This window comes from Aureimonas endophytica (genome assembly GCF_014642635.1).
Classification (GTDB): domain Bacteria; phylum Pseudomonadota; class Alphaproteobacteria; order Rhizobiales; family Rhizobiaceae; genus Plantimonas; species Plantimonas endophytica.
Genome location: NZ_BMIQ01000001.1, coordinates 322,094 through 333,012 on the forward strand (window position 1 = coordinate 322,094; position 10,919 = coordinate 333,012).

Below are 10,919 nucleotides of genomic sequence, written 5' to 3' on the forward strand. Positions count from 1 at the left end.
ACGATGACCACCACGAACGAGTCCCTGAAAATCCTCTTCCGTCAGGCCCACGAGGCCGCCCGCGCCGTGCACCAGAAGGGCGACAACTACGCCGCCACCTTCGGCCTGGCGCTCCGCGCCGCCTACGCTGCCCTTCGCCAGCCGGCCGCTCCGGTCCGCGAGCGCGTGGACGTCGGCCGCGAGGGCTGGGTCGACGCCGATCTCGAGTACACGAACTATGTCAGGGGCGGCGGCGACGTCACGCCGACGGTGACGGTCTACGACGACTACGCCCAGACCCGCCGCCTGCGCTACGATAGCGACGGCCTGTCCGGCTCGCGCCGCTCGGGCTGGATCTCCTGGAATCTGTCGGAGAACCGCCTGTACCGCCTCGACGGCGTCTCGATCAGCTCCTCGAAAGGCGCGACGCGCTGGGTCAGCACCTTCGAGGGCGTCACCACCTACTACAAGGAAGCCGCCGCCTTCGAGGCCGAGCGCCGCCGCCGCTTCCCGGTCGGCTTCGAGCTGGAGAAGGTCCGGGAGGAGCAGCGCCGCGTCGAGACCGAGGCCCGTCAGCGCCGCGAGATCGAGGAGCAGAAGGCCCGCCTCGAGCGGATGAAGATCGAGGCCGCCGAGCGCGAGAAGGAGATCGCCGAGAAGTGGGCCGTCCTCGACGCCGAAGCGCAGCGCATCGAAGCCGAGGGTCAGACCACGACCGACGGCCTGCCGCTCCTCAAGGGGTCCGCCCGGCAGGTCGCCTGGGCGCTCCGGATCCGCTCCGCCGTCCACCGCCGCGAGCCCGCCAACGCCGCGCTGAAGCGCGCCACGACGGCGAGCTACTGGATCGAAAACTACCGCAGCGTCCTGCCGCGGATCTAAGGGATCATCATGATGGAAAATCGCGATCGGCTCTCCGCCCTCGCCACCGCGGCCTACGGGTCGCGGTGGCAGACCGAGGCGGCCAACGCCCTCGGCGTCTCGGACCGCAGCGTCCGGGCCTGGGTCTCGGGCCGCACCCCCGTCTCCGACGGCGTCGTCCGCGACCTCCGGGGCATCGTCGCCGAACGGATCGGCCTCCTGCGCGAAGCGCTCGCCTCGACCGCCCTGGAGCCGCCGGTCGAGACAACGCCGGTCCTGCTCGATCTCGGGGGCGACCGGCCCGTCACCCGCATCGTCGGCGTCTCCGGGATCCGGCGCTCGGACGGGACCGATGGCGATCTCCTGACCGCGACGGTTCGCGTCGAGGATCCCGAGAGCGGAGAGTTCGTCGAGTTGGAATTCGGCGAGCAGGTCGCCGACGGAGTGTTCGTCACCCTCAACAGCTACCACCAATCCTTCCATCGCGAAGACTGGATCGAGGCGATCGCCCCGGCCCATCCCTGCGCGGCCGACATCGTGTTCGAGGCCGCGAAGGGGCTGGTGCGGGAGCATCGGCCGGACCTGACCGGCCAGGCCGAGGAGGGGGCGGTCCGCGAGGCGCTCGAGGCGGCCGGCTGGAGGATCGTCAGGCGTGATCCGGCCCAGCACTACCACTGGCTCCTCGTCCACGACGGGCACGGGATCCACCAGTGGGAGCCGTCGCTCCGGTCGGCGGCGAGGGAGCTTCTGCCCGACGAGGACTGACGCGGGCCTCATTGGTGCCGAGAGCCCCTCTAGTGCCGCCGCCGCATCCCCGGCGGCGGCTTCCATTGCGCCAAGGCTTCGCGGTTCACGTCCTGAACCAGGCGCCAGCGCACGTACGAGGCCCGCCGCCCGCACCACGAGCACCGCCACCGCAGGTCCTCGATCTCGGCCATCGGCGAGATGAAGCCCTCGAAATTCTGCGCCGGGTCCAACACGCTCTTCCCGCAGCCGCAGCGGACCACGATCGCCATCCTGCGTCGCAAGCCTTCCGCGAAAATCCGGATCCTCTGAACCACCGCCGCGCCTCCCTTTCAGCCTGTGCGGAACTAGAACAGAGAGTGAACAAATCTCGACTCTCATGGCGATCGGGGTCAGAATTACGGCGACGAATTGGAGGATGCCGCGATGTCACGCCTAGCCGAGAAGTTCCTCGACCTGCCCCTCGCCGACGACCTCGACGCTGCCGTGGACGCCGCGATCCACGCCGCCGGCGGCGACGAGCGGACGGCGATCCGCGCCGTGATCCTCGGGCAGCGGAACCTCATGGAAGCGTACGCGGGCGTAATCAGCGCCGGCTACGTGCGGCGCGGGGCGGGGAAGCGGTCATGATCCGCGAGCGCCGACAGATTGCACGAGACCGAGCGTTCTTGTGCATTTCGTCGGGACAGGGGGGGGGCACCGATGATTCGCGAGCGCGAACCCGTTCTCGACGCCAAGGAGATCGGCATCCAGGCGCTGACGTTCATCGCGAGCCATCAGGACCTCATCGACCGCTTCGTCGACGTCACGGGGTTCGCCATCGGTGACCTCCGCCGGCTCGCGACGCAGCCGACGTTCTTCGTCGCCGTGCTCGACTTCTTCCTGGCCCACGAGCCTGACGTGATCGACCTCGCGTCGCAGCTGCACGTGCGGCCGGAGGCGATCGGTCGGGCGCGGAACATGTTGGCGAAGAAGGCGGGAGTCGAGCTGATCGAGCTGCCGGGCTGACCGCTGCACTATTGTCTTTCGTTGCCATTGGCAATATAAAGACGATGTCGAAGTGCCATCGCGGCACGCCCTGCCGGGAGATCCCATGTCCGCCATCGCCGCCGCCAAACCCTCCCGCGCCGATCGCATTGCCGCCGAGTGCGCCGCGATCGCCGCCTCCGGCGTTTGCGTCGCTTCGCACGAGCTGCGCGCCGGCGATCACGTCAGACTGATCGTCTGCGACGATCCGGATTTCAACGTGGGCGCCTACTGCCGCGTCGTCACGGTATTCGAGGGCGAGCACCCGCCGATCAACGTCGCGGCGGCGAAGAAGTACGGGGATCCTTTGCGAAACGTGATGACGAACCGTTGGACCGGAGTGCCGACAAGGATGCTCCACAGCCGGCCCGGCAACCGCTTCCAGATCATCAGCCGCAAGGAGTGACGGCACGTGTCGTACGACCGCATGGACGCAGACGAATTCAGGATGGCTCAGCAGCATCTTGGCCTGTCCGATGCGTCGATGGCCTTGATGCTGGGCATCAGCGACCCGCAACACGTCCGGCGCCTCAAGGCGGGGCCGGAGGCCGGGTACGCACGCGAAATCAAGCCCTGGCACGTCCGGCTGATCCGCGCATACCTCGAGGGCTACCGGCCGGCGGACTGGCCGCAGGAAAATTTCTCGCCGCGCATGCGGAGGACTTGATTTAAGTTGCCATTGGCTACATAACTCTTGGGCGGACATGATCCGCCCACCATCCCCGGTGCCATCGCGGCACTCCAGGAGACGCCAGATGATCAAGACCACCCCGACCGCCGACGGCAAACGCATCTCCATCAGCTTCCCCTACGACCCGAAACTCGTAGCGACCGTGAAGACGATCCCCGGCGCGAAGTGGGACGGAGCGAGCTGGACCGTCGCGAAGCGCTATTCGAAACAGGTCGAGGCGTTCGCCGGTGTCGCCGCCAATGCGGACGCGGCCTACGACGCGCTGATCGAGACGAAGAACCCCGAGATCAAGAAGGCCGCCGGCGGCATAGTTTCCGTCCGCATCGACCGCAAGAACCGCATCGCGGACGTCTCTCCCCTCGGGATGGCGTGGCTCGGACCGGTCGGCAATCTGCAGGGCGCGAGGAGCCAGAAGGACTGGAACGGGAAGTTCCGCGGCTACCACGTTCCGATCGCGACGGAAGACAGGATCGGCGACCTGATCGAGGCCATCGCGGCCGTGGTCGAGGGCGAGAGGGCGAGGAAGGCCGAGATCGAGGCCGCCAGGGCCGCCCGCGCCGCCGAGCAGATCGCCCGCGCCGTCGAGCGCGCCGATCGCATGCAGGCCGACATCGAGGCTGGTCGCGGCCGCAAGATCTACCTGCTCGCCCGCGTCCCGGACGTCGGCAAGGTCGTCCGCATCGGATCCTCGGCCAAGCGCATCACGGGACACGGCAAGGCTTGGCGCCTGGGCGACGACTCGAGCGCGTACGGGATCGACCCCTCCTGGGAGGGCGAGCTGGTCTGCTACGCGTACTACGAGCCGGCGTCCGAAGCGGAGACCGCCGCCCTCGTCGAGCGCGAGACTGCCGCCGAGGCGGCCGAGGCGACCCGCGGGCGCCGCGCTGACGCTATCCGGCAGATCGACGCCTCCACGGACGCCCCCGAGGTCGGATCCGAACCCGACGGAGAGACGATCTGGTCCGACGACAGCGCGGCGCTCGGCGGCTGGCGCCGCTGGGTCGTCCTCACGCCCGACGGCTGGCTCTGGTCGTTGACCTATGCCGGCGGCGACGGCGATAGCTGGGGCATGCGGAACTGCGGGTATTGCACCCGCGGCGTCCGGATCCGCGCCACCGAAGACCTCGTCGCCGCCATCAAGGCCTGATCCACCCCCGGTCCGGCCGAGCCGGACCATTCCATCCCCGGTGCCACCGCGGCACTCCAGGAGTCTCAGATGCCCCCCGACACCACCAAACCGTCCGCCGTCGATCTCGCCCGCGTCCCCGCAATCCTCCTGCGCCGCCGGATGTCCGACACCTCCCGCGTCTACGCCCTCGGGCAGCTGCAGGAGCTTTAGGACTTCATCTCCGCCTTCGGCCGGCCGCCGCGCTTCTCGTACGACGGCCGGATCTTCGAGAACGCGCTAGCGCTCCGTCTCCACGCCTACGAGGCCCTCCTCGCCGCCGAGGACGGCCTCGAGCCGTTGCCGAACCCGCTCGCCGCGCCCCGGAGAAGGCGCGTCCGCAACCGGCCCGCCGCTCCGCCGGCGGCCAGGGATTTCGAGGATTTCAGCCAGGAATACTGGGCCGAAGGAGGTGTGCTGTGATCCCGACATTCTTCTCCGACCTCGGCACCGCCATGATCGTCGACCCGGCCTGCGTTTGGACGAAGGGCTCCGTCTTCCGCAGCGGCTACCGCTTCCTGACCTGCACCCATCGCAGCGCGGATTTCATTGACGCCCGCGGACTCCCGTCCGCCGAGATCCGCTACCGGCCGGCCACCCGCGCCGAGATCGCCACCGCCGATCCGCGCCTTTGGAGCGAGCCGGGCGACCCGAGGACGGTGCAATGAGCGCCGCCTTCGACGCCCGCGCCGTCCTCGACGAGAACGTCCGCCTTCGCGCCGAGGTCGCGTTCCTCCGTGGGCAGCTCGCCTATGTGGTCAGCCAGTCCTCCGCCGGCTTCGCTCGCGGCATGATCCGCACGCCCGGCACCGGACCGTTCCTCGACGTCGCCTCGGAGCCGGAACCGGTCGCCGCGCCCGAGCCCACGCCGCCGCCCGTGAAGGCGGGCGCGTTCCCGCCGGAGCCGCTGCCGCCGGGGTTCGACATGATCGACGCCTACCTCGAATACCTCGCGCTGCCCGAAGGGGAGGACCTGCCGTGACCGTCGCCGAACCCCACAACCTGAAGCCCACCGCCATCTGGAGGACGTCCGACGTCGCCGGTCTCGCTCGGACCTGGCTGCCGGACATCGAGATCGTCGAACTCCCGGACGGACGCTGGAGCACTTCGCTCTATTCCTGGGACGTCGAGAACGACCTCGACGGCTGCATTCACAACACCCGGGCAGCCGCCATCCGGTCGCAGGCCGCCGCCGGGATCCGACACGCCCGCGATCTCGCCGCCGAGCTCAGGTCCGGGATCGAGACGGTCTTCAGCATCTCCGACGAGCAGTTCCGGACCTACGTCGAGTGGCTGCGCGGCATCGTTTCCAGGGAGGCGTCTCGGAGGCAGGCCGCGATCGAGATGTACGAGCGCGGCGTCCGTCGGGCGAATGAATGGATCGCTGACCAGCAGGCGAAGCGAGGCCTGACGGACGACGACCGGTTCGAGGACTCGTATCCGGCCTCCCTGCGGACCGCCCGCGGCAAGGTCCTAGAATACCGGGCGATGCTCGCCGAGCTTCAGGGTCCGATCGGGAAATCCGCGGAGGAAGAAGCGACGTCCGTCGCCGCCGAACCCTTCGCCGCCTATCTCGCCCTCGAGAGCACGCTCGGCGCCAGCATCCAGATCCGCCGTCTCGACGACTTCTGGCAAGCCCGGCACAAATGCAGCTACGGCAACGGCTGCTACTCGATCCAGTATCACGGCAGATTCCCGACGCAGCAGGCGGCGTACGATCATGCCGTGCTTCGGATCCAATCGGCAGCGAGATGGGTGGTCGAGTCGGGCGAAAGCGTGCGGGTGAAGGCTGGCATCGGCGAGCCGGATGTGCTGCGGGCGAAAAAGATCCTGAAGTGGCTCGAGGGACTGACGCCGCCGGAGCCGGACGAGATCCCGGAGCCCGCCCCCGACGCGGCCCCGATCTTCCCCGCGGCGACGCGGAAGAAGGGAAGGAAAAAGGCTGCCGAGGCCGAGACGCCGATCGCCGAGACCGCGAAGCTCGTGCGCACCAGCCGCCGCCTCGAGCACTACCGGGCTCGTCTCGATGGCTGCATCGCCGCGATCGCAAGCGCCAAGGACGATCTCCTCGACCACTACCTGTCCGCCCGCGACGAGCTGCAGGCGATCGTAGACGAGGAGCTCGGGTTCCTGTCGGGTCCGCCCGTGCCGCCGCCGGTCGAGCTGGTCTTCCGTCCGTCGAAGAAGAACGACGAGGTCGTCGAGATCGTGGTCGGCGAGGTGGCGCCGGGGATCTGGTGCGAGGGCACCCGCATCAGCATCGACAACTCGGGCTACGGCGGACCCTCCTGGTCCTTCGGCAAGCGGTTTGCGACCGAGGTCGAAGCCTGGAGCGAGGCCATCGGCAATCTGGCCAAGAACCTCCGCGATCGTCCTCGGCAGCCGGAGTCCGTGAAGAAGGCGCGGGAATGGCTGGAAGGCGTCGCGGCGGAGCGGGGCGTCGACATCGATGCGCAGCTCGAGCGCATGAAGGAGCATCTGCAGGCGGTCCTCGAGATGTATCGATCGCAGAAGATGGCCGACCCGGAGGTCGATGCGCCCATCGCCGATGCCACCCCGCCGTCCAAGCTCGATCAGCTGCGCGGCATGCACGCCGAGTTCACGCGGATGCGCGACCAGCTGGACCGGGCCATCGAGCAGGAGGAGCTGCGGACGGGGAACGGCGCCCCGGAGCATTTCGCGTACTCGACGTTCGCGAAGGCGTGCCGAAAGCGCAAGGCGGACTTGGACGCGTCGATCGCGAAGCTGGACGAGCAGATCGCGGCCGAGACGGCTCCGGTTCTCCCGGCCTGGTCTCCGCCCGCCTGGGTCCGCGACGCCGAGGACACCGGCAGCAACGTCTTCGCTATCGCCGACGCCCTTCCGGACAAGCACGCCCTCGCATGGATCGACGAGCGCAACAGGCAGATCCGCCTCGCGACCGCGACCGTCCCGCCGTTCGAGGCCTGCATCGACTTCGGCCGCAACCTCGGCGCCTCGATCCAGATTCGCTCGACCCAGGACGGCGAGGCCTGGGAAGTCGCGCACGATTGCGCGTGGGGAGGCGGCGGCTACGTCGCACAGTTCCGCGGCCGCTACGTGACGAGGCGGGGTGCGTTCACCGTCGCGGCGAAGGCGATCCGGAAGGAGGCGACGATCCCGATCGAGGCGGCCAAGGTGAAGCCACCGGTGATGTGCGTCGGAGCCGAGGACCTGCGGCGCGCCCGCGAGATCCTGGAGTGGCTCGACGCATTGGCGCCGCCGGGGCCGGACGAGGTCGAGCCGGAAAGGGCGGCGGCGTGAGCGCCGTCGTCGCCCTCCGTCGCCCCGCGGTCCGATATTTCGGCGGGAAATGGCACCAGGCGCCGTTCCTGGTCCGCTTGTTCCCGGCCCACCGCACGTACGTCGAACCGTTCGGAGGCGGCGCATCCGTTCTTCTCCGGAAGCCGAAGGCGCCGGTCGAGGTCCTGAACGATGTGGACGACAACGTCGTGGCCTTGTACCGCGTACTCGCCGATCCACAGCTCTCCCGCCAGCTCGCCTTCGACTGCTACCTGACACCGTTCCGGTCGAGTGTCCTCGCCGACGCATTCCGCGTCCCGGACGACGCCGACGACCTGACGCGGGCTCGCAAACTGGTGACCCGTGGGGCGCTCGCGTACAATTCCTCGGTAAGGCCGAAGACGGGTTCCGGCGCCGGGATCCGGCCACCTCAGAAGAGCGCTGGTCGCGGGACGACGCCCGCACAGGATTGGGCGACCTACCGGAAGAGCGTTCCGGGCTTCCACGCCCGCCTGCGCGAGGTCCGCATCAGCCAGCGTCCCGCGATCGACGTCATGCGCGATCACGACGGCGCCGACACGCTCCACTACTGCGACCCGCCCTACGTCCCGGCGACGCGCATGGCTCCGGACAAAGGGTACCGGCACGAGATGACCGTCCAGGCTCACGTCGAGCTCCTGGAGGTCCTCCGCTCGCTCCGCGGCTACGTCGTCCTGTCGGGCTACCCGAGCACCCTATACGACGACACTCTCGTCGGGTGGACGCGGATCGACCGGTCAGCGACCGACGGCGGCGGGAACCGGAGGACGGAGAGCGTGTGGATGAACCCGCGGGCCGCCGAGGCGACGATGTCGTCCGAGGTCCGGCAGCTCTCCCTTTTCTGACCGCTTGCCCGTCCCGCGTGCGGACACCATTTCAGACGCGACAGGGGGCGAGCCCTGTTGGGGTCCACAGGGCCGCGAACCCGTCGGCGACTACGCCGGCGGGTTCTTTTCCTTCGCCGGCCGCCATGGCGAGTCGTGCCCGGTCCGCGTCCGATCGGCGATGCAGAGCCGGACCGCCTCTTCGAGGTTCCCGCGATCGCCGCGCCGGTCGTTCGCGACGAGGTCGTCGAGCGGCGTCCACGAGTCCGCGCACGCATGCTCGACGGAGCGGAGCGTCGTAGACGTGCCGCGGATATAGAGCCTTGGGCCCACCAGTTCCTGACGCTCGACGACGAGGTCGCCGTAGATGAGGTGTCGCATGCCGCCACCATACCGCACCCTCGGTTTCCGGTCGGTGCACCAGCTGTCCGGCATTCTAGATAAGGCCGATCCACCGCCGACGCTCGAGCCGCAGGGTCTCGTCGAGCGACATCATTCGTCTCCGAACTCGCTGTAGATGCCCTTGGGCGCGATCCCCGGACACGCCTGCCAGCTCGACGACCACGAGACGCGCCCCTCTGGGATATCGAACAGGCCGAACGGGCGGCCGCGCCATTCCCCGACCGCGATCCCGTCGATGATGCCGGCCGGTCCGAGCTGCGCGGCGCCGATGCGGGCCGTGGTCGAGAACGCGCACTTCGGCCTGGCGTCGAGGATCGTCGGATCGGTCGCGGTCCAGCGGATCCGCCAACGGTCGCGGCCGGCCGGCGCGATGTCGAGCTCGCAGACCAGGGTGCCGCATTCCGCGCTGTAGCGGCCCGAATAGCGGTCGGCGGCAATGGTGGGGCAGGTCGCGAGGACGAGCGAGAGGGCGGCGAGAGCGGCTCGCAATGCGGATCTCCAGGATTGGTGGGGCAGGTGGCGGAAGGGGCGTCAGCCCTGGTCGGCGGGGAAATCAAGCCGGCGGGTGCCCTCTGGCGTCAGCTGGTATTCCGTCATGGTCCAGACACCGTCCGGCCGGCGTTGGTGATGCCCGACGCGCCGGGTGACGGTCAGGAGCACGACGAACTCCTCGCGCTCCACCTTCGCCGCCTCGATCGCGGCGAAGAGGTCGGCCGCCGTCGCGTAGTCGTCGCTCGACAGAACGGCTGTCTCCGGCGGCAGGGCGAGGAGCCGGAGGAGGTCGGCCGCCGCGATAACGCGGGTCACTCGCCGTTCTCCGAATCCGGCGCGCCATCTAGGATGCGCAGCGCCGCCGCCGGATCCGCTCGCGACGCACGCTCGCGGAACGTCTGCATCTCGGCCGCCATCTCCTCGGCGCTGCGTGACTCCGGCGCCTTTCCAAACGGCCACTGGAACAGGTCCGGCCGGGCGTACGCGTGCTCGATGTTCGCCGCGGAGACCAACGGTCGCGTGTCAGTGGTGTCGATGATCAGCCGCGGATCGAAGCCCGCGTTCTCGACCTCCGCCGGCCGATGCCGCCCCTGCGCTGCGCGATTATAGCCGCGGGGATTACAGAGGATGCGGGTGCCGCCGATCGAGTAGTCGTGGCGAGCATGCGTATGACCATGGATCCACAAATCCGGTCCGCGCTCGCGGATGAGGTCCTCGAGATCGGAGGCGTACGAGGCGTCGAGCGGCTCCGTTGCGCGGCCGCCGATCAGGCTGCGCGGCGAGGGCGCGTGGTGCGTCAGGACGACGGTCGGGCCGGCGAAGGGGGTGGCCAGGCGGTCCGCGAGGAAGGTGCGGTAGCGGGCGTGCTCCTCGGCGAGGTGGTGCGGCTGCAACTTCCGCTGGTAGTCGAAGCAGCGGATATGCTTAAAATCCTGCATGTGGCGCAGCGCGTCGCGCTCGGCCGTCCAGCGGTCCGAGTACGCGTTGTAGTCCGTCCAGAGGGTGCCGCCGAGGAAACGGACGCCGCCGAGGATCAGCTCGTCCGCATCGAGGATATGGATGCCCTCGGGGAAGGCGTTGCGGTCGCGGAAGCGGGAGATCTCGAGCTCGAGCGAGCCGCGCCAATAATCATGATTTCCTGCGCAGAGGATGATCGGGAGGCCGGTGCGCAGATGCTGACGCGTGAGCCAACGCAGCCCCATGCGGCTGATGCGCCCGGCGATATCGCCCGCGATGATTATCGCGTCGGCTTCGAGATCGGCCGGGACATCGTACGTCCCCATGGACGGCGCGCTGTAGTCGTCGTGGATGTCGCTGAGAATGTGAAGTCGCATCGGAGCATTCCTCGCTTCGACCCGCTTACGGCTTCTGCCGACGTCGGGTACGGCTCTCTTGTAGCAGGCGCTGCTGAACGGATGGTGCAGGCTCGAGTGGAAAT

Annotated in this window: 17 protein-coding genes; 12 read left to right on the top strand and 5 right to left on the bottom strand. The window is 68.8% G+C overall.

All coding sequences use genetic code 11. From position 1 onward, the window contains the following. Positions 1-3 precede the first annotated feature (3 nt). Complete coding sequence (locus IEY14_RS01630; RefSeq protein ID WP_188906476.1) at positions 4-858, top strand: hypothetical protein; 855 nt, start codon at positions 4-6, stop codon at positions 856-858. A 12-nt stretch (positions 859-870) separates the two neighbouring features. After that, positions 871-1,602, top strand: coding sequence for a hypothetical protein (locus IEY14_RS01635; RefSeq protein WP_188906477.1), 732 nt, complete (start codon positions 871-873; stop codon positions 1,600-1,602). A gap of 29 nt (positions 1,603-1,631) precedes the next feature. Here the strand turns inward: IEY14_RS01635 and IEY14_RS01640 are convergent, their stop codons facing one another. Further along, complete coding sequence (locus IEY14_RS01640; RefSeq protein ID WP_188906478.1) at positions 1,632-1,853, bottom strand: hypothetical protein; 222 nt, start codon at positions 1,851-1,853, stop codon at positions 1,632-1,634. A gap of 154 nt (positions 1,854-2,007) precedes the next feature. On the opposite strand from IEY14_RS01640, the gene IEY14_RS01645 reads away from it, so the two are divergent. From IEY14_RS01645 to IEY14_RS01685, 10 genes are all read left to right on the top strand, one after another. Further along, positions 2,008-2,211: a hypothetical protein gene (locus tag IEY14_RS01645; protein ID WP_188906479.1), complete on the top strand. Its 204-nt coding sequence runs from the start codon at positions 2,008-2,010 to the stop codon at positions 2,209-2,211. Positions 2,212-2,229: 18 nt separating this feature from the next. Then, complete coding sequence (locus IEY14_RS01650; RefSeq protein ID WP_188906480.1) at positions 2,230-2,589, top strand: DUF3572 family protein; 360 nt, start codon at positions 2,230-2,232, stop codon at positions 2,587-2,589. An 85-nt stretch (positions 2,590-2,674) separates the two neighbouring features. Beyond that, entirely contained in the window at positions 2,675-3,013 is a 339-nt protein-coding gene (locus IEY14_RS01655; RefSeq protein WP_188906481.1) for a hypothetical protein, read from the top strand. A gap of 6 nt (positions 3,014-3,019) precedes the next feature. Further along, on the top strand, positions 3,020-3,274 hold the full coding sequence (locus tag IEY14_RS01660; RefSeq protein ID WP_188906482.1) for a hypothetical protein: 255 nt from the start codon (positions 3,020-3,022) through the stop codon (positions 3,272-3,274). Positions 3,275-3,362: 88 nt separating this feature from the next. Beyond that, positions 3,363-4,445, top strand: a complete 1,083-nt coding sequence (locus IEY14_RS01665) for a hypothetical protein (protein WP_188906483.1) — start codon at positions 3,363-3,365, stop codon at positions 4,443-4,445. A 69-nt stretch (positions 4,446-4,514) separates the two neighbouring features. Then, the gene (locus tag IEY14_RS26060; protein WP_280515007.1) at positions 4,515-4,637 is read left to right on the top strand and encodes a hypothetical protein; all 123 of its coding nucleotides are present in this window, start codon (positions 4,515-4,517) and stop codon (positions 4,635-4,637) included. A gap of 245 nt (positions 4,638-4,882) precedes the next feature. Then, positions 4,883-5,131, top strand: coding sequence for a hypothetical protein (locus IEY14_RS01670; RefSeq protein WP_188906484.1), 249 nt, complete (start codon positions 4,883-4,885; stop codon positions 5,129-5,131). Next, positions 5,128-5,445 (top strand): hypothetical protein, encoded by a 318-nt coding sequence (locus tag IEY14_RS01675; protein WP_188906485.1) that lies wholly within the window; start codon positions 5,128-5,130, stop codon positions 5,443-5,445. The genes IEY14_RS01670 and IEY14_RS01675 overlap by 4 nt, the downstream gene beginning before the upstream one ends. Then, a complete protein-coding gene (locus IEY14_RS01680) occupies positions 5,442-7,745 on the top strand; it encodes a hypothetical protein (protein ID WP_188906486.1) in 2,304 nt (767 codons plus the stop codon). Before IEY14_RS01675 ends, IEY14_RS01680 begins: the two co-directional genes overlap by 4 nt. Continuing rightward, positions 7,742-8,608, top strand: a complete 867-nt coding sequence (locus IEY14_RS01685; RefSeq protein ID WP_188906487.1) for a DNA adenine methylase — start codon at positions 7,742-7,744, stop codon at positions 8,606-8,608. The genes IEY14_RS01680 and IEY14_RS01685 overlap by 4 nt, the downstream gene beginning before the upstream one ends. A gap of 90 nt (positions 8,609-8,698) precedes the next feature. On the opposite strand, the gene IEY14_RS01690 is transcribed toward IEY14_RS01685, so the two are convergent. The 4 genes from IEY14_RS01690 to IEY14_RS01705 all read right to left on the bottom strand — a co-directional run bounded on the left by IEY14_RS01690 (position 8,699) and on the right by IEY14_RS01705 (position 10,815). Further along, complete coding sequence (locus tag IEY14_RS01690) at positions 8,699-8,968, bottom strand: hypothetical protein (protein WP_188906488.1); 270 nt, start codon at positions 8,966-8,968, stop codon at positions 8,699-8,701. Positions 8,969-9,079: 111 nt separating this feature from the next. Beyond that, entirely contained in the window at positions 9,080-9,478 is a 399-nt protein-coding gene (locus tag IEY14_RS01695; RefSeq protein WP_188906489.1) for a hypothetical protein, read from the bottom strand. A 42-nt stretch (positions 9,479-9,520) separates the two neighbouring features. Further along, positions 9,521-9,796, bottom strand: coding sequence for a hypothetical protein (locus tag IEY14_RS01700; RefSeq protein WP_188906490.1), 276 nt, complete (start codon positions 9,794-9,796; stop codon positions 9,521-9,523). Further along, complete coding sequence (locus tag IEY14_RS01705; RefSeq protein WP_188906491.1) at positions 9,793-10,815, bottom strand: metallophosphoesterase; 1,023 nt, start codon at positions 10,813-10,815, stop codon at positions 9,793-9,795. Before IEY14_RS01705 ends, IEY14_RS01700 begins: the two co-directional genes overlap by 4 nt. Positions 10,816-10,919 lie beyond the last annotated feature (104 nt).